The sequence below is a fragment of the Pseudomonas sp. VMV1 genome, from assembly GCF_056790235.1.
Genome location: NZ_JBXGSE010000001.1, coordinates 871,565 through 892,510, shown reverse-complemented (window position 1 = coordinate 892,510; position 20,946 = coordinate 871,565). Strand labels below are relative to the sequence as shown.

Annotated in this window: 18 protein-coding genes and 3 pseudogenes; 9 read left to right on the top strand and 12 right to left on the bottom strand. The window is 66.8% G+C overall.

The features are described from left to right. Positions 1 to 42: 42 nt before the first annotated feature. Entirely contained in the window at positions 43 to 1,809 is a 1,767-nt protein-coding gene (locus tag ACUCV0_RS04220; RefSeq protein WP_482212077.1) for a glycoside hydrolase family 5 protein, read from the bottom strand. A 395-nt stretch (positions 1,810 to 2,204) separates the two neighbouring features. Here ACUCV0_RS04220 and ACUCV0_RS04215 point away from each other — a divergent pair, with 395 nt between their 5' ends. After that, entirely contained in the window at positions 2,205 to 2,612 is a 408-nt protein-coding gene (locus ACUCV0_RS04215) for a response regulator (protein ID WP_059314537.1), read from the top strand. A 64-nt stretch (positions 2,613 to 2,676) separates the two neighbouring features. After that, complete coding sequence (locus ACUCV0_RS04210) at positions 2,677 to 2,886, top strand: hypothetical protein (protein WP_059314536.1); 210 nt, start codon at positions 2,677 to 2,679, stop codon at positions 2,884 to 2,886. Between the two features lie 14 nt (positions 2,887 to 2,900). Here ACUCV0_RS04210 and ACUCV0_RS04205 read toward each other — a convergent pair whose 3' ends face one another. Next, positions 2,901 to 3,362, bottom strand: coding sequence for an Lrp/AsnC family transcriptional regulator (locus ACUCV0_RS04205; protein ID WP_059314535.1), 462 nt, complete (start codon positions 3,360 to 3,362; stop codon positions 2,901 to 2,903). A gap of 223 nt (positions 3,363 to 3,585) precedes the next feature. On the opposite strand from ACUCV0_RS04205, the gene ACUCV0_RS04200 reads away from it, so the two are divergent. From ACUCV0_RS04200 to ACUCV0_RS04180, 5 genes are read left to right on the top strand one after another with little or no spacing between them, the layout of a single operon-like run. After that, positions 3,586 to 4,818, top strand: coding sequence for a thiamine pyrophosphate-dependent enzyme (locus ACUCV0_RS04200; RefSeq protein WP_482212076.1), 1,233 nt, complete (start codon positions 3,586 to 3,588; stop codon positions 4,816 to 4,818). Between the two features lie 4 nt (positions 4,819 to 4,822). Beyond that, positions 4,823 to 5,881 carry an alpha-ketoacid dehydrogenase subunit beta gene (locus ACUCV0_RS04195; RefSeq protein ID WP_482212075.1) on the top strand — a complete coding sequence of 353 codons (1,059 nt, stop codon included), beginning with the start codon at positions 4,823 to 4,825 and terminating at the stop codon, positions 5,879 to 5,881. Between the two features lies 1 nt (position 5,882). Further along, positions 5,883 to 7,163: a dihydrolipoamide acetyltransferase family protein gene (locus ACUCV0_RS04190; protein WP_482212074.1), complete on the top strand. Its 1,281-nt coding sequence runs from the start codon at positions 5,883 to 5,885 to the stop codon at positions 7,161 to 7,163. A 2-nt stretch (positions 7,164 to 7,165) separates the two neighbouring features. Then, on the top strand, positions 7,166 to 8,548 hold the full coding sequence (gene lpdA / locus ACUCV0_RS04185; RefSeq protein WP_271654606.1) for a dihydrolipoyl dehydrogenase: 1,383 nt from the start codon (positions 7,166 to 7,168) through the stop codon (positions 8,546 to 8,548). After that, positions 8,545 to 9,585: a helix-turn-helix domain-containing protein gene (locus ACUCV0_RS04180; protein ID WP_482212073.1), complete on the top strand. Its 1,041-nt coding sequence runs from the start codon at positions 8,545 to 8,547 to the stop codon at positions 9,583 to 9,585. Before lpdA ends, ACUCV0_RS04180 begins: the two co-directional genes overlap by 4 nt. Here ACUCV0_RS04180 and ACUCV0_RS04175 read toward each other — a convergent pair. From ACUCV0_RS04175 to tyrS, 6 genes are all read right to left on the bottom strand, one after another. Then, complete coding sequence (locus tag ACUCV0_RS04175; RefSeq protein ID WP_482212072.1) at positions 9,567 to 9,962, bottom strand: ester cyclase; 396 nt, start codon at positions 9,960 to 9,962, stop codon at positions 9,567 to 9,569. The two genes, ACUCV0_RS04180 and ACUCV0_RS04175, sit on opposite strands and share 19 nt — an antisense overlap. Before the next feature lie 22 nt (positions 9,963 to 9,984). After that, on the bottom strand, positions 9,985 to 10,770 hold the full coding sequence (locus tag ACUCV0_RS04170; RefSeq protein ID WP_313647944.1) for an enoyl-CoA hydratase: 786 nt from the start codon (positions 10,768 to 10,770) through the stop codon (positions 9,985 to 9,987). A 14-nt stretch (positions 10,771 to 10,784) separates the two neighbouring features. Then, positions 10,785 to 11,969, bottom strand: a complete 1,185-nt coding sequence (locus ACUCV0_RS04165) for an acetyl-CoA C-acyltransferase (RefSeq protein WP_482212071.1) — start codon at positions 11,967 to 11,969, stop codon at positions 10,785 to 10,787. 184 nt (positions 11,970 to 12,153) lie between these two features. Continuing rightward, complete coding sequence (locus ACUCV0_RS04160) at positions 12,154 to 12,921, bottom strand: SDR family NAD(P)-dependent oxidoreductase (RefSeq protein WP_482212070.1); 768 nt, start codon at positions 12,919 to 12,921, stop codon at positions 12,154 to 12,156. 99 nt (positions 12,922 to 13,020) lie between these two features. Continuing rightward, entirely contained in the window at positions 13,021 to 13,698 is a 678-nt protein-coding gene (locus tag ACUCV0_RS04155; protein WP_482212069.1) for an SDR family oxidoreductase, read from the bottom strand. A gap of 10 nt (positions 13,699 to 13,708) precedes the next feature. After that, positions 13,709 to 14,953, bottom strand: coding sequence for a tyrosine--tRNA ligase (gene tyrS / locus ACUCV0_RS04150; RefSeq protein WP_482212068.1), 1,245 nt, complete (start codon positions 14,951 to 14,953; stop codon positions 13,709 to 13,711). A gap of 595 nt (positions 14,954 to 15,548) precedes the next feature. Here tyrS and ACUCV0_RS04145 point away from each other — a divergent pair. Next, complete coding sequence (locus ACUCV0_RS04145) at positions 15,549 to 16,706, top strand: GAF domain-containing sensor histidine kinase (protein ID WP_482212067.1); 1,158 nt, start codon at positions 15,549 to 15,551, stop codon at positions 16,704 to 16,706. Positions 16,707 to 16,711: 5 nt separating this feature from the next. Further along, positions 16,712 to 17,323, top strand: a complete 612-nt coding sequence (locus ACUCV0_RS04140) for a histidine phosphatase family protein (RefSeq protein WP_482212066.1) — start codon at positions 16,712 to 16,714, stop codon at positions 17,321 to 17,323. On the opposite strand, the pseudogene ACUCV0_RS04135 reads toward ACUCV0_RS04140, so the two are convergent. From ACUCV0_RS04135 to ACUCV0_RS04120, 4 genes and pseudogenes are all read right to left on the bottom strand, one after another. Next, positions 17,320 to 17,757: pseudogene (locus tag ACUCV0_RS04135) on the bottom strand (methyl-accepting chemotaxis protein); the annotation flags it as partial. The gene ACUCV0_RS04140 and the pseudogene ACUCV0_RS04135 overlap by 4 nt on opposite strands. Before the next feature lie 105 nt (positions 17,758 to 17,862). Further along, positions 17,863 to 18,633 (bottom strand): annotated as a pseudogene (locus ACUCV0_RS04130) (PAS domain-containing protein); the annotation flags it as partial. A 260-nt stretch (positions 18,634 to 18,893) separates the two neighbouring features. After that, positions 18,894 to 20,348, bottom strand: coding sequence for a chemotaxis protein CheW (locus ACUCV0_RS04125; protein ID WP_313647994.1), 1,455 nt, complete (start codon positions 20,346 to 20,348; stop codon positions 18,894 to 18,896). Beyond that, positions 20,348 to 20,794, bottom strand: a pseudogene (locus ACUCV0_RS04120) (methyl-accepting chemotaxis protein); the annotation flags it as partial. The gene ACUCV0_RS04125 and the pseudogene ACUCV0_RS04120, both read right to left, overlap by 1 nt. Positions 20,795 to 20,946: the final 152 nt, after the last annotated feature.

Below are 20,946 nucleotides of genomic sequence, written 5' to 3'. Positions count from 1 at the left end.
TGGCCGTTGGCCACCGGGTTTTTTATTGCCCGATCCTGGAAATCAGCGGCTGAAGGACACCAGGGTATTGGGGTAGCCGACGCTAGCATCCAAGCGGCTGGCATCAAGGAAGACGCCCAGATTCTTCGCCCCATCCTGCACATAGCTGATCTTGACGATCTGGCCGTTGGCGAGCCGCACCGAGCCACCCAGCTTGAAAGCCGAGCGATTGGCCGCGGTAGCCGGGATCGAGATGGCGGCGGCACGGCGATAGACGCCCCGGTTCCAGTCGGTGTTGGTGAAGTCGTTGATGGCACTGCTGACGCTGGCGGCGCTGGTCACTCCAGTGGGCGACACGCTCACCGTCTTGGGATAGCCCACGACGTTGCCGTTGAAAGGCGCGCCCTCTGTGAAGACACCCAGGCTGTTACCAGCCTGGACCGAGGAGATCCGGCGCACCTGGCCGTCCGCGGTGGTGAGGTAGGCACCGGCCTTGAAGGCCGCGCGGTTCACCGAGGTACCAGGTACCGAGATAGCGGCCTTTTTGAGGAACACTCCCTTGTGCCAGTCCGGGTTGGTGAAGTCGTTGACCACCGAGGTGACGGTGCCCGCGGTCGCCCCGGTGCTCGGCGGAATCTGGACGCCAGCGTTGCTGCCTGCATTGCCTGCGTTGCCCACGTTGTTGCTACTACCCGCGTTACCGACGGCGCCGGCATTGCCACCTGTGGAGCCGCTGTTGCCGGGAGCGGTGCCCCCGGTCGCGGGGGCGGTGCTGCCACCGGCGATCGGACCGATGGCGGTGCAGCTGCTGTCGTCCAGGTACTTGCGCAGGGTCGGCCACTGCGGGCGCTCCTGGCCGTTGATGGGCTCCACCGACATGAAGTAGCTGCCCCAGCCCGGGCCGGCGGCCCAGTAGGAGGACGGAATGCAGTTCTGCTTAAGGTAGGCCAGCATGTTGTCCATCAGCAGGTTCCAGCGCGGATTGTTGTCCGGGACACCGAACTCGCCGATATAGCCACGCTTGCCGTTCTTCTTCAGCCAGTCGACGAAGGGCTTCACCCGGGTCACGCCATAGTTGGCATCCAGCTTGTTGACGTCGGTCTTGTCGTAGCTGCCGCCGGCGTTCTCGTCGAAGTAGGAGTGCGCCGAGAAGATGATGTTGTTGGACGGATCCTTCAGCCCCAGCAGGGCATCGTTGAACTCGGCCCAGCGGGTCGCGCTCGACCAGCCGTTGCCCTCGACGATGATCGGACGAGTGCTGTCTACGGCACGGACACCATTGATGCCGTACTGGGCCGCGGTCGGCCAGTAGGCCATGGCATCGTGGGGCTCGTTCATGATGTCGTAGGCGTACAGCGCGGACTGACCGCTCCACTGCCGTGCGATGAGCGTCATGATCTCCTGATAGCGGGCATAGGGCACGCTACTGGTCCCTATCACCTGGCCGCGATAACGGGCGTAGTTGTGCAGGTCGAGGATGATCTTGATGCCGTGCTTCTGCGCATAGCCGAAGCTCTGGTTCACCAGGGCGACATAGGCGCTGTCCAGCGGTCCGCCCAGGCGCGGCTGCAGACGCTCCCAGATGACGGGGAAACGGATCAACTTGACGCCCCGCGCGCTCCATTGCTGGAAGTAGGCCTCTACCGGGAAGATGTAGTTGGTGCCATTGATACCGGGCAGCACCTGGGGCGCAAAGCCCGCACCAGACAGATTCAGACCGACCAGGCTGACAGGCTCGGCCTGGGCTACGGCAGCGGACAGCGCGAGAATGGTAGCGGCCGCAACGAGCGGACGACGGAGGGCGGTAGCAAAGGAGCGGATAGGCGTCATGGGCGAGTACTGCTTTGGGAGGCGTGGCGTCGATATCCTTTGTGTACGAGCAAAGCCTGGTTTAGGTAGGGCCACTGGGACGTGACAAAAAGAGCGCTCTGCGTCCTGCAGTTGCCTTGTCCAATACAAGTCACATGCCACCCAGATGAAACCTTTCAGCCATCCGGCAGTCTCAGTGGAAATCAAAACCCTGAAAGCCTTGCGCTAGAGCCTTTGCGGCAAACGTAACCAAATATGCGCGACTCAGGGTCGCAGGGGCGGATAGCTGCGTCTGGCAGAAGAATTCGCACGCACAGACAGAAAAATGACGCCAAAATCCTTAGCTAATGGCCAGGGAATTTTCCCCGGTCCTTGCCCTCCAAGGCTCAGCAATGTCTTGTATATAAGGTCCAGTCATGCGCGCAGAACAGCCGGGAACCCCTGTCTTCCAACCTACTCTCCTGGTGGTGGACGACGAGCCACTGGTAGCGGATTTCGTCCGCGAGATCCTCGAGCCCGAAGGCTTCAACGTCATCGCCGCTGACTCCGCCGACACCGCCCTGTCGCTGTTGGAGAAAGAAGACGCCACTATCGACATCTTATTGACGGACATCCGCATGCCCGGCTCGATGGATGGGGCGCAGTTGGCCAACTTGGTGTGCCAGCGGTGGCCAGACATGCCGATTATTGTCATGTCCGGCTACGAAACGCCGTCCACGGCCAGCATCAAGTGCAAGGTCCGCTTCCTGCCGAAACCCTGGTCGATCGGCCAACTGATCGATGCGGTAAACGGCGTGGCCTATTCGGTGACGCCCAGCGCCTGATGGTCGGGAACCTCGGCAGTGTGCGCGATGTCACATTGCCACCTCGGTATTCCGGACAATAACAATGCTCGCCCTTACCCAGCAGTTCGTTTCCCAGCTCCCCAACGTCTCCTGCCTGTTCGGCCCGCTCACGCCGGACGGTGGTTTGCCCGCGCAGCTCTGCAGTCCCTCCGGTCAACGTCGCGTGACGCTGATGCTGGATACCGCCCGCCTTCGGGATTCGAACTACTGTGCCGTTCAGGCGCAGCAGGTTCGTCGCTCGCTGGGTAGCTGAGCGCTACCGACCGCTCACAGGGGTGGCGCCGGTCTGAGCAGGACGGCCTTGAGCGAAAACGCCGAGGTCACGCTGGCGACCCCCGGGATGCAGGTCAGTACCTCCGCCAGGAAGCGCTGGTAGGCCGCCAGGTCCTGCACCACCACCCGCAGCACATAGTCCGCATCCCCGGTCATCTGGAAGCAGCTCATCACCTGGGGTGCCTTGACGATCTCCCCTTCGAAGGCGCGCAGGTAGTCGGTGGACTGCTTTTCCAACCGTACCGACACGAAGACGCTGACACTGCCGGCGAGCCGCGTTTCGTCGAGCTGGGCGTGATACCCCTGGATGTAGCGCTCCTCTTCCAGCCGCTTGACCCGCCGCAGGGTGGGGGTGAGCGACAAGCCGATCTTCTGCGCCAGATCGCGCCAGCTCAGACGGCCATCGGCGGACAGGGCATTGAGGATGCGCAGGTCGATACGGTCCAGACCAGCCATGGTGCAAAACCTCTACTGTTGTTCTTGTAGAGAGTTCAATAGCACCAAACGACCCTGCTGCACACCTCCAAATTGCGGCAAAACGGCTAGCAGAGCCGGCCTATACTCAGGTGACCAATAACAAGAATGCCGAGGCCTCCACCATGTGGCACCCTGCATCGCACCCGGACGGCCAACCCGTCCTGCGACCCGCCCGCACCCTCACCTACCTGAGGGGGCGGCCATGAGCAACTACCCACCCCTGCGCCTGCACGTTCCCGAGCCCAGCGGCCGACCGGGACGCCCTACCGACTTCAGCTATCTGCAGCTCTGCCCCGCCGGTCGCGCGGAAAAGCCGCCCATCGACGTGGCGCCGGTGGATACCCGCGAGCTGGCGACCCAACTGATCCGTATCCTTGATGAGGATGGCCGCGCCGTCGGGCCCTGGGCGACGGAAGAAACGCCCGAAGTGTTGCTGCAAGGCCTGCGCGCCATGCTCAAGACGCGGCTGTTCGATGCCCGGATGCTCAAGGCCCAGCGGCAGAAGAAGCTGTCCTTCTACATGCAGTGCCTGGGCGAGGAAGCCATCGCCGTCGGCCAGACCCTGGCGCTGCGCCCGGACGACATGCATTTTCCCACCTACCGCCAGCAGGGCATCCTCATCGCCCGCGAGGCACCGCTGGACGAGATGATCTGCCAGCTCTTGTCCAACGCTCGTGACCCCCTCAAGGGTCGCCAGCTGCCGGTCATGTACTCCTACCGCGACCTCGGTTTCTTCTCCATCTCCGGCAACCTGGGCACCCAGTACATCCAGGCAGTGGGCTGGGCCATGGCCTCGGCGATCAAGGGCGATACCCGCATCGCCGCCGGCTGGATCGGCGACGGCGCCACCGCCGAAGGAGACTTCCACGCCGCCCTCACCTTCGCCCATGTCTACCGGGCGCCGGTGATCCTCAACGTCGTCAACAACCAGTGGGCCATCTCCACCTTCCAGGCCATCGCTGGCGGCGAGGGCATCACCCTGGCCACCCGTGGCATCGGCTACGGCATCGCCGCCCTGCGGGTGGATGGCAATGACTTCCTCGCCGTGCTGGCCGCCTCGCGCTGGGCCGCCGAACGCGCCCGGCGCAATCTGGGGCCGACCCTGATCGAATGGGTCACCTACCGCGCCGGTCCCCATTCCACCTCGGACGATCCCGCCAAGTACCGCCCTGCCGATGACTGGGCGCACTTCCCCCTGGGCGACCCCATCGACCGGCTCAAGGCGCACCTGATCGGCCGTGGCCTCTGGTCGGACGAGCAGCACCAGGCGCTGACCGCCGAGCTGGAAGCCGAGGTGGCAACCGCGCAGAAGGCCGCCGAGGCCCATGGCACCTTTGCCAGCGATCTCGCCCCCAGCGCCGCCGACATGTTCGAGGAGGTCTACCAGGACCTGCCGCCGCACCTGCGCCGCCAACGCCAACAGCTCGGGAAGTGACGCCATGACCGTACAACAGGAAACCGGCCTGCCGACCCAGGCCGGCAGCCACAGCACCCTGACCATGATCCAGGCCATTCGCTCGGCGATGGACGTGATGCTCGAACGCGACGACAACGTGGTGGTGTTCGGCGAGGACGTCGGCTACTTCGGCGGCGTCTTTCGCTGCACCGAGGGCCTGCAGGCCAAGTACGGCGCGTCGCGGGTGTTCGATGCGCCCATCTCGGAGAACGGCATCGCCGGCGCCGCGGTGGGCATGGGCGCCTATGGCCTGCGGCCGGTGGCGGAAATCCAGTTCGCCGACTATGTCTATCCGGCCATCGACCAGATCGTCTCCGAGGCCGCGCGGCTGCGCTATCGCTCGGTGGGCCAGTTCACCTCACCGCTGGTGTTCCGCATGCCTTGCGGCGGCGGCATCTATGGCGGCCAGACCCACAGCCAGAGCCCGGAGGCGATGTTCACCCAGGTCTGCGGCCTGCGCACCGTGATGCCGTCCAATCCCTATGATGCCAAGGGCCTGCTGATCGCTTCCATCGAGAGCGATGACCCGGTGATCTTTCTCGAACCCAAGCGCCTCTACAACGGCCCCTTCGACGGCCATCACGACCGTCCGGTGACGCCCTGGTCGGGACACCCGGCCAGCGCCGTGCCGGATGGCTACTACCGGGTCGAGCTGGAACGGGCCGCCGTGGTGCGTCCCGGCAACCAGGTCACGGTGCTGACCTATGGCACCACCGTCTGGGTCGCCTTGGCCGCCGCCGCCGAAACCGGCATCGACGCCGAGGTGATCGACATCCGCAGTCTCTGGCCCCTGGACCTGCAGACCCTCACCGACTCGGTGAACAAGACCGGGCGTTGCGTGGTGGTGCATGAAGCCACCCGTACCTGCGGCTACGGCGCCGAGCTGGTCTCGCTGATGCAGGAGCACTGTTTCCATCGCCTGGAGGCGCCCATCGAGCGGGTCACTGGCTGGGACACCCCCTACCCCCATGCCCAGGAATGGGACTACTTCCCAGGTCCGTCCCGGGTCGGCGCCGCGCTCAAGCGCGTGATGGAGGTCTGAGATGGGTACCCATGTCATCAAGATGCCGGACATCGGCGAAGGCATCGCCGAAGTGGAGCTGGTCAAGTGGTACGTGGCCGTGGGGGACGAGGTCAGCGAAGACCAGACCCTCGCCGATGTCATGACCGACAAGGCCATGGTGGAGATTCCTTCCCCGGTGGTTGGCCGGGTGCTAGCCCTGGGCGGCGAGCCTGGCCAGGTGCTGGCCGTGGGCGCCGAGCTGATCCGTCTGGAGGTGGCCGGTGACGGCAACCAGCGGGAGGCTACTCGCCCCGCTCCCATGGCATCCACACCCGCGCCCAAGGTAGAAGCGCCCAGGCCTGCGCCGGAACCCGCTCCGCCGCGTCCGGCACCCGAGTCTCAGCGCGAGGACGATAGACCGGCTTCCCGCCCGGCACCGGGCAGTACGCCGCTGGCGTCACCGGCAGTGCGCCAGCACGCCTGGGACCTGGGCATCGAGCTCCGCTTCGTCACCGGTACCGGCCAGGGCGGACGCATCCTGCACGGCGATCTGGAAGCCTATGTACAGCAACGCGACGCGGGTCTGCCGCCGGCCACGGGTGGCGGAGGTCTCGTCAGGCGCAGTGGCGAGGAGCGCATCCCGCTGATCGGCCTGAGACGCAAGATCGCCGAGAAGATGCAGGCCGCCAAGCGCCACATCCCCCATTTCACCTATGTGGAAGAGCTGGACGTCACCGAGCTGGAAGCCTTGCGTGCCACCCTCAATCAGCGCTGGCAGGGACGCCGCGCACACCTCACCTTGCTGCCCTTCCTGGCGCGGGCGCTGGTGGTGGCGGTGCGGGATTTCCCGCAGATGAATGCCCGCTTCGACGAAGAGACCAGCACCGTGACGCGTTATGGCGCGGTGCACCTGGGCATCGCCACCCAGGGCGAACAGGGCCTGGCGGTACCGGTGGTGCGCCATGCCGAGGCGCTGGATCTCTGGGGCTGTGCCCAGGAGGTGGCGCGCCTCGCTACCGCGGTGCGCAGCGGCAAGGCCGGGCGCGATGAGCTGGGTGGCTCCACCCTGACCATCAGCAGCCTCGGTCCGCTGGGGGGTATCGCCTCTACGCCCATCATCAACCATCCCGAGGTGGCCATCATCGGCGTGAACCGCATCGTCGAACGCCCAGCCTTCCGCAATGACCTGGTGGTGCCACGCAAGCTGATGAATCTCTCCGCTTCCTTCGACCACCGGCTGATCGATGGCCAGGACGCCGCCAGTTTCATCCAGGCCGTGCGCCAGCTGCTCGAACAACCCGCCACCCTTTTCCTGGAGTAGCCATGGATACCCGACTCCTCATCATCGGCGGCGGCCCCGGCGGTTATGTCGCCGCCCTGCGCGCCGCCCAACTGGGCATCGCCACTACCCTGGTGGAGGGTGCCGCCCTCGGCGGGACCTGCCTCAACGTCGGCTGCATCCCTTCCAAGGCCATGATCCACGTAGCCGAGGAATACCAGCGGGCCTGCGGGCGTGCGGAACAGGGCAGCCTGGGCATTCGCCACGGGCGTCCGGAACTGGACCTCGGCCAGGCCGTAGCCTGGAAGAATGGCATCGTCGATCGCCTCACCACCGGCGTCGCCGCCCTGCTCAAGAAGCAGGGGGTAACCGTCGTCGAAGGCTGGGCCGAGATTCTCGACGGCAAGACTGTCGAGGTGCAGCGGGCCGGTGGTGAGCGGCTGCGCATCCGCACCGAGCACCTGGTACTGGCCATGGGATCCACCTCGGTGGAGCTGCCCAACCTGCCTTTTGGCGGCCCCGTGATCTCGGCGACCGAGGCGCTGTCGCCGACCGACATTCCCGAGCATCTGGTCGTGGTGGGCGCCGGCTATATCGGCCTGGAACTGGGCATCGCCTATCGCAAGCTGGGCGCCCAGGTCGCCGTGGTGGAAGCCCAGTCGCGACTGCTGCCCGGCTATGACGCCGAGCTGACGACGCCGCTGCGCCAGCGGCTGGAACGCCTGGGCATCGCGCTGCACCTGAACTGCACCGTCGCTGGCCTGGCGGCCGATGGCGCTGGGCTGCGAATGACCACCAGCGACGGCCAGGAGCAGGTTCTGCCGGCGCAACGCATCCTGGTGTCGGCCGGCCGCCGACCGCGCACCGAAGGCCTGGACCGCCTACCGCTGGACTATGACGGCCGCTATATCCGCGTCGACGACGGCTGCCGCACCAGCATGACCGACGTCTGGGCCATTGGCGACCTGACCGGCGAGCCGCTGCTGGCGCATCGCGCCATGGCTCAGGGCGAAGTGGTGGCTGAGCTCATCGCCGGCAAGCGTCGGCGCTTCGCGCCGGTGGCCATTCCGGCGGTCTGCTACACCGATCCGGAGATCGTGGTGGTAGGCCTCACCCCCGAGCAGGCCAAGGCCCAGGGCCTGGAGACCAAGGTCGCCAGCTTCCCCTTCGCCGCCAATGGCCGCGCCCTGACACTGGAAGCTCCTGAGGGCTTCGTACGGGTAGTGGCCCGCGCGGACGACCATCGCATTCTCGGCTGGCAGGCCACCGGGCAGCAGGTCGCGGAACTGGCCACGGCCTTTTCCCACAGCCTGGAGATGGGCATGCAACTGGAAGACGTGGCCGCCACCCTGCACCCCCACCCCACCCTGGGCGAGGCCGTGCAGGAAGCGGCGCTGCGGGCCCTGGGCCGGGCGCTGCACCTGTGACCGGCCTGCCGCGCGACAGCCTGGCCCTGGGCATTCTCGACGAAGCCCTGGCCGGACTGTGCCGGCAAAGTGGCCAGCGGCCGGACGCGCTGCTCGCCGCCGAAGGCATCCCGTTGCCGGCGCTGCTCCTTGGCGGTGCCGGCGACCGCCTCTCGGCGCCGCTGTTCGGCCAGCTGTGGTATCGCCTGGCGCGGCGCTTCGATGACGAGTTCTTCGCCCTGGGTCCGCGCCCGCTTCCGGCTGGCAGCTTTGCTTTTCTCTGCCAGAGTGCCCGTCTGCAGCCGACCTTGGGCGATGCCCTGCGGCACAGCGCCGACTTCCTGCGGCTGACCCTGGGCGTGGATCTGCGGCTGCAACGCGACGGTGAGCGGGCGACCTTGCGACTGGCACCAGGTAGTCTGCCGGGCAGCTTCGCGGTCTTCACCCTCTGGCTGATCCTGCATGGCCTGGCCTGCTGGCTGGTGGGCCGGCGCCTGCCGCTGGAGGAGATCCGTCTGACCGCTCAGGCGCCGGGTGCGGAACTGCTGGCCGACTACCAACAACGCTTCGGTCCAGGGCTCTGCTTTGGCCGCGACGACGACTGCCTGGTGCTGGACGCCGCCCTGCTGGCCCTGCCGATCCGGCGCACTGCCGCAGACGCACGGCGCTTCATCGCCGCCGCGCCAGGCAATCTGCTGGTGCACTATCGAGACGACGCCAGCCTGATCGCCCGCATCCGCGCCCTGCTGCGCAGTCGTGCGCCCGAGGACTGGCCGGATGCCGTCCGCCTGGCGGCAGACCTGGGCCTCTCGTCCGCCACCCTGAGACGTCAGCTGGCGGCTAGTGGCCAGTCCTACCAGCGCCTCAAGGACGAGCGCCGTTGCCGCCTGGCCTGCCGCCAGCTGGATCAGGGCGCCCTGCCCCTGGACGAACTGGCCCTGCGCCTGGGCTTCGCCGATCCTCGCTCCTTCCAGCGCGCCTTCCGCAGATGGACGGGGCTGAGCCCCCTGGGTTATCGCCAGCGCCCTACCCGCGCCAGTCAGCCCGCCGCCAGCTGAGCCGCGATGGCAGCCGTATCTATCACCGAACGCACCTCGCGGATGCGGCCGTTCTCGAAGCGATAGAAGACGTGCTCGGCAAAGCGGACCCGGCGACCCTTCACCGCCAACCCGAACAATTCACCATGCGGCGTGCAGACGAAGTCCAGCTGCGCCGCCAGCCAGGGCGGCTCGACCAGCAGCAGCTGCGCGGCGAAGTGCAAGTCAGGAATGGCGGCATGATCGCCTTCGAGCATCGCCTGATAGCCCGCCAGCCCCAAGGGCCGACCATTGTGCTCGACAGCCTCGTCGACATGACGGCCAAGCTCCGCCCAGGCCTGGCGATTGAGGCAGTCGAGATAGGCCTGATAGCGCTCGCCTAACCTATCGGCTGACACGTCCTGATTCCTCCGGTATTGCCTAGCGATGCTCGAACTTCGCCGGACGCTTCTCGACGAAGGCTGCCATGCCTTCCTTCTGGTCGGCGCTGGCGAACAGCGAATGGAAGACCCGGCGCTCGAAACGGATGCCCTCGGCCAGGCTGGTCTCGAAGGCGCGATTGACGCTTTCCTTGAGCAGCAGGGTCGCCGGCAGCGAACGACTGGCGATGCCGCGAGCGGCTTCCAGGGTGCGCTCCAGCAACTCGTCGGCTGGAAACACCTGGGCGACCAGCCCGGCACGCTCGGCTTCGGCGGCGTGCAGCTGCCGCCCGGTCAGGCACAGTTCCATGGCCTTGGCCTTGCCCAGGGCGCGGGTCAGCCGCTGGGTACCGCCGATACCCGGAATGACGCCCAGGGTGATCTCCGGCAGGCCGAAGCGTGCGGTGTCGGCGGCATAGATGAAGTCGCACAGCAGCGCCAGTTCGCAGCCACCGCCCAGGGCATAGCCGGCGACGGCGGCGATCAGCGGTTTGCGCCGCTCGGCGATGCGGTCGGCGACGCGAAAGTAGTCGTCCAGATAGATCTGCGGATAGCCCTGCCCGGCCATTTCCTTGATGTCCGCCCCGGCGGCGAAGGCCTTGGCCGAGCCGGTGAGCACCACGCACCCCACCTCGGGATCGGCGTCCAGGCGCGCCAGCATGGCGTCCAGCTCAGTGAGTAGCTGGGCATTGAGGGCGTTGAGCGCCTTGGGTCTATTGAGGGTGATGAGGGCCACGCGATCCTGGATGTCCAGCAACAGGGTCGATTCGGCAGAGGGTTCGCTCATGATCTTGTCCTTGTCTAGTCGTTGAGTTCCAGCGCCAGGGCGGTGGCCTCGCCGCCGCCGATGCAGATGGCGGCCACGCCCCGGCGCAAGCCGCGGTGGCGCAGCGCCTGGATCAGGGTCACCAGGATGCGCGCGCCGGAGGCACCAATGGGGTGGCCCAGGGCGCAGGCACCACCGTGCACGTTCAGCCGTTCCGGGTCCAGCCCCAGGGCATCCTGGGCGGCCAGCGCCACCACGGCGAAGGCTTCGTTGATCTCGAAGAGGTCGACATCACCCAACTGCCAGTCGATGCGCTCGAGCAGCGTGCGGATGGCGCCGATGGGGGCGGTGGGAAAGTCGCCCGGCGCCCCGGCATGGGCGGCGTGGCCACGGATGGTCGCCAGCGGCGTCAGGCCTTCATGCGCGGCCGTGCTGGCGCGCATCAGCAGCAGCGCCGCTGCGCCATCGGAGATGGAGCTGGCATTGGCCGCGGTCACGGTGCCGCCTTCGCGGAAGGCCGGCTTGAGCGTGGGAATGCGCGCAGGATCGGCACGACGGGGTTGCTCGTCGGTGTCGAGGCGCAGGGTCTCCTTGCGCGTCACTCCCTCCACCGGGACGATCTCGGCGGCAAAGGCGCCACTGGCCTGGGCCTGGCGTGCCCGTGCGAGAGACTGCTGAGCATAGGCATCCTGGCGTTCGCGGCCGATGCCCAGGCGCGCCGCGCAATCCTCGGCGAAGGTCCCCATCAGGCGCCCGGGTTCATAGGCGTCTTCCAGGCCGTCGAGAAACATGCTGTCGATCAGGGCGCCATGGCCGAGGCGATAACCACTGCGGGCCTTTTCCAGCAGATAAGGCGCACGGCTCATGCTTTCCATACCACCCGCCACCACCACCTCGGCACTGCCGGCGCGCAGCAGGTCATGACCGAGGATGGTCGCCTGCATGCCCGAGCCGCACATCTTGTTCAGGGTGGTACAGCGCGTCGTTTGGGCCAGGCCAGCACCGAGGGCGGCCTGGCGCGCGGGAGCCTGGCCAAGGCCCGCGGGCAGGACGCAGCCCAATAGCACCTCGTCGACTCGCTCGGGCGACCAGCCGGCCCGCTCCAGTACCGCCCGAACCACGGCACTGCCCAGTTGCGGCGCCGACAGCGCGGCCAGCTCGCCCCCCAGGGCTCCCATGGGCGTACGGGCAGCGGCGACGATGACAATGGGGTCGTTCATGACGATTCTCCTAGGCCCTTACGAAAAGTGCCTACACTCGGTGATGCTTCGTTGGAAAGCGCCTGGATGGCCAGCCCCGTCGGAATGCTCATTTACCACTCGTAAACTCGCTCGCGAGCCCGGTCCGCTTCCTCAGCGCTTTTCGCCTCGCCTGACCGTCGCTCGGCGACTTTTCGTACAGGGCCTAGCGCGGGGCCATGCGCAGGGCACCGTCGAGGCGGATCACCTCGCCGTTGAGCATGGGATTCTCGATGATGTGGCGGACCAGGGCGGCGAATTCCTCGCCCCGCCCGAGCCGCGGTGGAAAGGGCACATTGGCGGCCAGGGCATCGCGGACCTCAGGGGTCATGCCGGCCATCATGGGCGTCTCGAACACCCCAGGCGCGATGGTCATGACCCGGATCCCCTGCCCGGCCAGTTCGCGAGCAGCCGGCAGGGTGAGAGAGGCGACCCCACCCTTGGAGGCAGCATAGGCGGCCTGGCCGATCTGGCCATCGAAGGCGGCAATGGAGGCGGTATTGATGATCACGCCGCGCTCGCCGCCCTCGTCGCCCTCACCTTGGGCCATGGCGGCCGCGGCCAGGCGCAAGACATTGAAGCTGCCCACCAGATTGACGGTGACGATGCGGGCGAAGGCCGCTAGATCGTGCGGCCCATTGCGCCCGAGGATGCGGGCGCCACCGACGATACCGGCGCAGTTGATCGCGCCCTGCAGACTGCCCCAACGTTCCATAAGGCTGTCGATGGCGGCGCTCAGGGCTCCAGCATCGGTCACGTCCACCGGCAGCGCCAGGGCCTGGTCGCCGAGGCGTTCGGCCTGGGCCTGCACGGCATCGGCCTGCAGATCCAACAGCGCCACCCGGGCGCCTGCCGCCACCAGCAGCCCGGCGGTGGCCGCGCCGAGGCCGGAGCCGGCGCCGGTTACCAGGAAGGTTCGATCATCGATGCGCATGAGGGCACTCCCAGGGGGTAATGCCCGCATCTTCGACCCTCCCCCGCAGCGGGACAAGGGCCGGATCGCTCAGCGCGCCTGAGCGATCCGGCCACCGGCTCACCAGGGCAAGGCCTGGCCCTGGTAGTCGAGAAAGGCGCTGCCGCTTTGGCCAACCCGGGCCTCGATCGTCGCGACCAGACCAGCCACACTATCGGCGACTTCGACCGGGGCGCTTGCCCCGCCCAGCTCGGTGCGGACCCAGCCCGGATGCAGTGCCAGCACCGCGAAGGCCGGTTGCCGCCCGGCCACCCAGCTCTGCAGCAGGCTGTTCAGCGCTGCCTTGCTGGCGCCATAGAGCGGCATCTCGGTGGACCGCGCCAGGCTGATGCTGCCCATCTGCGAACTCAGACAGGCCATCACCCCCTCGGCGGCCATTCGCGGCGCCAGGGCATCCAGCAACCGCAGGGGCGCCACGGCATTGGTGAGAAACAGCTCGCCCAGCTCCGCGGCCGTCGCCCGCTGCCCGTCCTCTTCTGCCGGCCCCATGATGCCGGCGTTGACGATCAGTCGATCCAGCGAGCCAGGACGCAACTCTTCCAGCAGTCGTGTGCCGAGGTCGGGATCGCACAGATCGCCGGTCACCACCCGCAGCCGGCCCTTGGCAGTCGCCACCAGGGCGTCCAACGCGGCGTTCGGCGCTCGCACCAGCGCCAACACCTGAGCACCCTGCGCCAGATAGCGTTCCACCAGCCCCAAACCTATGCCTCGCGAGGCACCGATCACCCAGACATTCATAGCCTTCTCCTCAGTCCGCCAACGTGATGCGCAGATGTCTTTTCTTGCCCAGACTTACCCGCCGCCCGGCGTCCGTCAGCGTTAGACGGATATCGGGATCCATCACCGGCTGCTCGTCCAGGCGCAGGCCACCGCCTTCCGCCAGGCGACGCACCGCACTGCGCGAAGGCTGCAGCCCGGCTGCCACCAGCAATTCGACCAGGCTGACGCCCCCTTCCAGCTCTTTGCGAGTCAGGGCGATTTCCGGCAGCTGACCCGCGCCGTCTCGATCGGCGAATACCTCGGCGGCCGCCGCCTCGGCCTCGCGCTGTGCCCTCTCGCCATGGGCGAGCCGCGTCGCCTCGTTGGCCAGCACCGTCTTGGCCAGGTTGATTTCCGCGCCGCCCAGGGCGCTCAGTCGGCGGACTTCGTCCAACGGCAATTCGGTAAACAGGGCCAGGAAACGTTCGACGTCGGCATCGTCGCAGTTGCGCCAGAACTGCCAGAAATCGAAGGCCGACAGCCGCTCCTCGTTGAGCCAGACCGCGCCCTGAGCCGACTTGCCCATCTTGCGCCCATCACGGGTGGCCAGCAGCGGCATGGTCAGACCATAGAGCTGAGGGCCGCCCTGACGGCGCGACAGCTCCACGCCGTTGATGATGTTGGCCCACTGGTCCGCGCCGCCTAGTTGCAGGGTGCAGCCATAGCGCCGCGACAGCTCGACGAAGTCGTAGGCCTGCAGCAGGGTGTAGCCGAATTCCTCGAAGGACAGCGAGTGCTCGCGGTCGAGACGATTCTTGATGGCATCGAAGGTGAGCAGCCGGTTGATGGAAAAATGCCGGCCGACGGCGCCGAGAAAATCCAGGTAGCCCAGGCCGTCGAGCCACTCGGCGTTGTCCACCACCTGGGCACGACCGTGGCCATCGCCCACTTCGAGATAGCGGTGAAAGGCCTTGGCGATGCCGGCCATGTTAAGGGCGATCTGGCCGTCGGTGAGTACCGGGCGACTGCTGTCGCGGAAACTGGGGTCGCCGATGCGGGTGGTGGCGCCACCGATCAGCAAGAGGATGGGATGGCCGGCACGCTGCAGCCAGCGCATCAGCATCAGGCCTTGCAGATGGCCGACGTGGAGGCTGTCGGCGGTGGCGTCGAAGCCGAGATAGCCGGTCACCGGCCCGGCAGCGAAGGCGCGCGCGAGGCCATCCCGGTCGGTGGTCTGGTGGACGAAACCGCGGGCTTCGAGGGTGGCGAGCAGGTCTTGCGTGGTGCTGTCCATGGGGTCTCCTGTGGCTGGACGGTGCCAGGGAGACCGGGAGAAGTTGCCTTGACCGAGCCGCCCTAGGCGGTTCGGTCATGCAGCGCAGTACCTACCACCCGATATTGGTCAGGTAGTAGTAATAAGCGCTGATAGGACAGAGGAAGGTTCGCATGGGGCGTCACGCTACCGGCTTGCTCAGCCGTTGGCAACTGCGAACCGCTCGCACTGCCGCTTCGACCAGATGTCGCAGCTGCCCTGGCAGGCGCTGAACGAACGGCGACAGTGGCGTTCCGACTCCTGTCCTTTGCCAGCAGTATCGAGACGCAGAGATGAACCTACCCGCTCCACCCCTAGCGATCCCCCGCGCCGACGTGGCGTTTCCAGGTGTACCTGGACAAGGAAAACCCCTTGCGTGAGAGGATCCCATTGATGAAAAGCATCACCCCGGCCAACCTGCTGCTGCTACTGCTCTGCCTTACCGTACTGGCCTACGCGACCGATCTGATCGGCTAGTCGTAGCCTGGAACAACCTCAACGACGCCTAGCTGATGGTTGCCCTCCGGCATCTCTTGGCCTAGCGTTCAGGCCTTGTCCGTCAGAGAGTTACCACACCATGTCCAGTCACCCCTCCAGCGCCGTGGAAAGCCTTGAAATGCTGGCGTCGCTGGATTCCGTCGCGGCGCTCCTGCGCGTCGTGTGCGAGGTCAGCGGCCTCGGTGTCGCCACCATCGCGGAGGTCACCGACCAGCGCTGGATCGCCTGCGCCGTGGAGGATCGGATCGCCTACGGCCTGCAACCCGGCGCGGAGCTGGATCTCGAGTCCACCCTCTGCAATCACGTGCGCTCTTCCCACGACGCCGTGGTCATCAGCGACGTGGAACAGAATCCCACCTACTGCGACCACCCGGCGCCCAGCCTCTATGGCTGGAAGAGCTATCTGTCAGTGCCCGTATTCCGCCCCAATGGCACCTTCTTCGGCACCCTCTGCGCCTTCGATCCTCGACCCGCTCCGCGACTGGAGCAGGGCTCGGTGATCACCACCCTGGAGGGGTTCGCCCGCTTGCTGGGCGAACTGCTCGCACGCGAAGAGCTACGCCGTGAAGAAATGCCCGGACCGCGCGGCGACAGCGATCTGCAAACGCTGCGCGAGCAGTTGCTGGTGCTTTTTGAACAGGACCTGCAGCGGCCGCTGCAGGCGCTGGCCACCCAGGATTCCCAGGCCCGCGATGGGCAAGCCGAGGCCGGCAGGCTGGCCAGGCGCTGTGGCGAGGCGGCCGACTTCGTACGGACGCGCCTGGGGCTGGGCCTGCCCTTGAAGCTGGCGCTGGAGGATGGCGTGAACGAACGTCTCGCCAGCTTGCTCGCGACACTGCAGGCGCGCTTTCCTGATCGGCATTTCAACGGCGAGTTGCCCGTGCTGCCGGCTGCGCTCCGGCTCGATCTGCCGCGCCTCCTGCAGGCGGTGGGCGCCCTGCTCGAGCAGGCCGCCGTCCAGAGCCCTGCGGGTGACACCCTCGTCCTGCGCGGTGCGCTCGAAGAGCGCAGCTACCAACTCGAGGTGAACAGCAGCGCCGCCACGGTGGACCCTGCTACCCTGGCCCAACTGTTCCAGCCCGCGCTGACCCAGGCCGACGCGCAACGACCCGCCGGCCTGGCGCTGGGCCTCTATCTCGCCCAGGAGATCGCCCGCGGCCATGGCGGCAGCTTGATCGCCCGCCTGGAGAACGGTCGTCAGCGCTTCATCCTGACTCTACCCACTGCCCTGGATTGATGCCTTTGCCTTTGCCCACTCCCTTGCTGGTGATCCGTCACGGCGAAACCGACTGGAACGCCAGCGGCCGCCTGCAGGGACGCCAGGACATCCCGCTGAACGCTCGCGGTCGTGCCCAGGCACAGGCCGTCGGCCTAGCCCTGCGCGAACGCTACGACATAGGTCCCTTCGCCTGCCTGAGCAGCCCGCTGCAGCGCGCCAGCGAAACCCTTGAACTGATCCTCGCGCAACTGCCCGGTACCCCAAGGAGCCTGGGCCGGGACGCGCGCCTGGCGGAAAAGGCCTTTGGCGACTGGGAAGGCCTGGACATGCCCACCATCGCCCAGCGCTATCCCGAGCAGCACGCCAGCCGCGCTGCCGAGCCCTATACCTTTCGGGTACCGGGTGGGGAAAGCTATGCGGATGCGGCCGAGCGGGTTCGCCCGCTGCTGGAGGCGCTAGATGGCCCCACCCTGCTGGTGGCCCACGGCGCCCTGATCCGCAGCCTGCTGGTAGCGACCGGCCTGGCCAGCCCCGAGGTGGCCACCCGGATGGTCATCCACCAGGGCCGTTGGCTGGAGCTCACGGCCGAGGGCTATCGGTGGTACAGCGCCGCCGGCTGGGGCGAGCAGCCTTAACTCAGCCGCCGGGCGAACTGGCTGACCGCACCCACCACCTGGCGGGCGCCGTCCTGGATCTCGGTGATGCGCACCCCAGCGTTGCTGGCCAGGTGCAGGCCCTGCTCCGCCTGTTGCCGACTCGCTGCCATGTTGCTGACCGCGGTCTGGGCCAGTTGCTGGTTCTGCTGTACCACCCCGACGATCTCCTCGGTGGCCTTGCTGGTGCGCCCGGCCAACTGCCGAACCTCGTCCGCGACCACGGCGAAACCGCGCCCCTGCTCGCCGGCCCGCGCCGCCTCGATGGCGGCGTTGAGCGCCAGCAGATTGGTCTGCTCGGCGATCCCACTGATGGTCTTGACGATGGAACTGATCACCAGCGACTGTTTGCCAAGGTCCTCGATACCGTTGGCGGCGACCTGGATCTCGTCGGCGATGCGGGTCATCACCGCTACCGTGTCCTGCACCACGGCCGCGCCCTGACGAGCGCTTTCATCGGTGGTCTGGGAGATGTCGAAGGCGACCCGCGCGGCTTCGGCCACGGCCAGCTCCTGCTCTACCTGTTCAGTGATGACGGTGGCGAACTTGATGACCTTGTACAGCTCGCCGCGGGTATTGAGCACCGGATTGTAGGACGCCTCCAACCAGACCGTGCGGCCGTGGCTGTCAATGCGCTTGAAGCGACTGGCGACATAGTCGCCGCGATTCAGCCGGTCCCAGAAGACGCGATAATCCGGAGACTCCGCCTCTTCCCGAGTGCAGAACATCCGGTGGTGCTTGCCGACGATCTGCGCCAGCGAATAGCCCATGCCCTGGAGGAACCGCTCGTTGGCGGTAAGCACCTCGCCCGCCAGGTTGAATTCGATTACTGCGGTGGAGCGCAACAGGGCATTGATGATCCCTGAGTGCTCGGTGGCGGTTTCCACCTGCTCGGTGCGGTCGTAGGCATAGCAGCAGATCTGCTTGACCCGACCCTGGGTGTCGCGCACCGGCGTCCAGATCGCATAGAGCCAGGCAATGCCGCCAGTGCTACGGATCAGACGATAGATGCCGCTCACCTGGCGACCTTCGCTGAAGCTGCGTTTCAGGTCGCCATAGCATTCCATGCATTTCACATAGTCCGGAATGATGTCATCCAGATTGCGCCCGGTCAGGCTGCCCGGGGCATAGCCCAGGCAGAGCGCGAAGTTCTCGTTGAAATCCTCGATGCGGCCCTGGGCGTCCAGCAGTAGGCTAATGGCATCGTTGCAGAACGCCGCGCGCAGCTGACGGTGCTCGGCCAGCTCGGCTTCGAGATCAGCGATACGGCGTTTGAGTGCGGAGTTGAACATGGGATCACCCAGGTAAGTTGTGTCCTACTCTGGTTCGACGCGCCGCGACATTTCTTGAAACCCCACCGGACGGCGCGTCTAGCGGCAAAGAGCCAGTTATGGTCGCGCTGGCGCCAGCGCCAGGCAGGCCGTGGCATTGGCCGCGAATTCCTACAGGCTCTAGGTCGCCCCTACTGCTTCGATGGCCTTCACCTGGGCAGCCACGGCTCCCTTCCCGATGGCGGCCAGGATACCGTTCAAGGAATCGACGAATGGTAGCCTCAATTGACCGGCAAACCTTGCTGGCTGGCCTGGCCTTCGAAGCGGCGGACCAGCCCGAGCAGGTCGATCAGAGTCGCCTGACGACTATTACCCGCCGTACCGATACCTACCCAACTCAGCGCCCGCTGCGCCGCCAGCCGGCCGTCCTCCGGCAATTGCCAGCTGCGTGCCAGGGCATCCTCGCGCAGATCGGTAAAGCTCTCGATGGCCTCTACCCGCTGGACCACGAAGCCCAGGCGCTGACGCTCGCCCTGAACCACGATCACCTGATCGCTGGCGGCGGATTCGACCGCCGTCTCCCCCGCCAGGGTACGGAGGCAGACCAGGGTGATCTGCTGCCCCCGCACTTCCAGCAGCCCCAGCAATCGTGGATCGCGCTGCCCCAGGCGCAGATAGCGCGGCGGCAGCGGCAAGACCTCGGCCACCTGTTCCAAGGGCACCGCGAACAGCGCGCCGGCAAGAAAACTCAGGCAGGGCTGACGCCGGGTCCGCTGACGCTCCTCGTTCAGGAGATTGCGGTCGGTGCGATAGATGCGTGCATAGGCCACGGCGGCCTCCTGGCGCCCCAGGGCAGCGTGATCGAGCACCACCGCCGACTCGCCGTCCGCGTCGCTGAACACCCCCCGCAACAGCCCTGGCTGCTCCAGGCCGAAGTCGAGCAGCGGCGCGCACTGCGCCGGGTCACGGCGCCACATGCCGAGTAGGCGCTCGAAGCCGAAGGCCACCCGGTACTCGCCCCGCTCGCCCGCGGCCAACACCAGCAACTGCTCGCGACCGTGGACCGTCGAGGTGGTCAGGCCGAGTAACGTGGACAGTTCGAGCACCGGCAGCGTCTGGCCACGCAGCTGGACGTGATGGCGACAGCTGTCGCTGGCGAACTCAGTGGGCTCCAGCTGCGGTCGATCCACCAGCTCCTGTACCACCGCCGCATCCAGGCACAGGCGCCGGCCATCGCACTCGAACAGCAGATAGAGACGCTCGCCTTTACGGTCCGCGCTGGCGGCCTGGTGCCGACCCGCCGGCGCCTCGGCGCTGGCCTCGAAACCTGGCAACGCCGCCAGTACCTCCAGATCCAGCAGGTGGATGATCCGTCCCGTCTCCGGCTGCAGATGGATGCGCCCCAGCAGGCGACCGGCTGCCCCCTGCAGCGCCACGATGGCCTCGCGCGCGAGATTGAGGATATCCACCACGCCGTCGATGCTCAGGCCGAAGCGGCCGCCGCCCTGACGAATCACGGCGACCCGCCGCGGCGTTTCCACCGGGGGCAATCCCAACAGGCGATGACCGTCGACCAGGGGCAGCGGGCGCCCGTCCAGCTCGAAGAGACCGAGCATCCAGGACGCCGGGCTGGGATGAGGCACCAGGCGCTCCGGCCAGGCCACTACGCGCTCCAGGGCCTGGGCGGCGATGGCGACTTCCAGGTCACCGATCCGCACGACGCCCTGGGTCTGCATCACGAACGCGGTCCTCCCACGACCGGCGCGAGCGTAGTGGCGGCGTCCAGCTCCTGGATCAGCTGATTGACCCGCGCCGCATCGTCGAGCTGCGCGGCGGTGGAGCCGTTGATGGCCTCGATGGACTGTTGGGTCTTGCCCACCCCTTCGGCGATCATGCCGAAGGCCTCTCCCACGCTGCGGGAGATCTCACTGCCCTGGGCGATGCTCTTGACCGACTCCAGGATCAGCTTGTTGATCTCCTTGGTCGCCTGGGACGACTTCTCGGCAAGCTTGCGTACCTCGTCGGCCACCACCGAGAAGCCCAGGCCGTGCTCACCGGCACGAGCGGCCTCGATGGCGGCGTTGAAGGCCAGCATGTTGGTCTGGTTGGCGATGTCGCTGATGACCTGAACGATGTCCTGGATACCACCGGCGGTGGTGCCTATGGCAGCCATGGCATCCAGCGAGCGAGTCAGCGTCAGGGAGCCGCGCTCGGCTTCCTCCAGGGTGCGGCGCGCCATGCGGTTGGCGTCATCGGTGGTCTCGGCGATCTGGTTGATGGAACGGGTCAGGGCGTGCAGCGAGAGATTCATCTGCTCGATCTTCTGCCGCACGT

Bases quoted from the DNA above. Each gene is read 5' to 3' on its own strand.
- ACUCV0_RS04220 (WP_482212077.1), bottom strand. From the start codon at position 1,809: ATGACGCCTATCCGCTCCTTTGCTACCGCCCTCCGTCGTCCGCTCGTT.
- ACUCV0_RS04215 (WP_059314537.1), top strand. From the start codon at position 2,205: ATGCGCGCAGAACAGCCGGGAACCCCTGTCTTCCAACCTACTCTCCTG.
- ACUCV0_RS04210 (WP_059314536.1), top strand. From the start codon at position 2,677: ATGCTCGCCCTTACCCAGCAGTTCGTTTCCCAGCTCCCCAACGTCTCC.
- ACUCV0_RS04205 (WP_059314535.1), bottom strand. From the start codon at position 3,362: ATGGCTGGTCTGGACCGTATCGACCTGCGCATCCTCAATGCCCTGTCC.
- ACUCV0_RS04200 (WP_482212076.1), top strand. From the start codon at position 3,586: ATGAGCAACTACCCACCCCTGCGCCTGCACGTTCCCGAGCCCAGCGGC.
- ACUCV0_RS04195 (WP_482212075.1), top strand. From the start codon at position 4,823: ATGACCGTACAACAGGAAACCGGCCTGCCGACCCAGGCCGGCAGCCAC.
- ACUCV0_RS04190 (WP_482212074.1), top strand. From the start codon at position 5,883: ATGGGTACCCATGTCATCAAGATGCCGGACATCGGCGAAGGCATCGCC.
- lpdA (WP_271654606.1), top strand. From the start codon at position 7,166: ATGGATACCCGACTCCTCATCATCGGCGGCGGCCCCGGCGGTTATGTC.
- ACUCV0_RS04170 (WP_313647944.1), bottom strand. From the start codon at position 10,770: ATGAGCGAACCCTCTGCCGAATCGACCCTGTTGCTGGACATCCAGGAT.
- ACUCV0_RS04165 (WP_482212071.1), bottom strand. From the start codon at position 11,969: ATGAACGACCCCATTGTCATCGTCGCCGCTGCCCGTACGCCCATGGGA.
- ACUCV0_RS04160 (WP_482212070.1), bottom strand. From the start codon at position 12,921: ATGCGCATCGATGATCGAACCTTCCTGGTAACCGGCGCCGGCTCCGGC.
- ACUCV0_RS04155 (WP_482212069.1), bottom strand. From the start codon at position 13,698: ATGAATGTCTGGGTGATCGGTGCCTCGCGAGGCATAGGTTTGGGGCTG.
- tyrS (WP_482212068.1), bottom strand. From the start codon at position 14,953: ATGGACAGCACCACGCAAGACCTGCTCGCCACCCTCGAAGCCCGCGGT.
- ACUCV0_RS04145 (WP_482212067.1), top strand. From the start codon at position 15,549: ATGTCCAGTCACCCCTCCAGCGCCGTGGAAAGCCTTGAAATGCTGGCG.
- ACUCV0_RS04125 (WP_313647994.1), bottom strand. From the start codon at position 20,348: ATGCAGACCCAGGGCGTCGTGCGGATCGGTGACCTGGAAGTCGCCATC.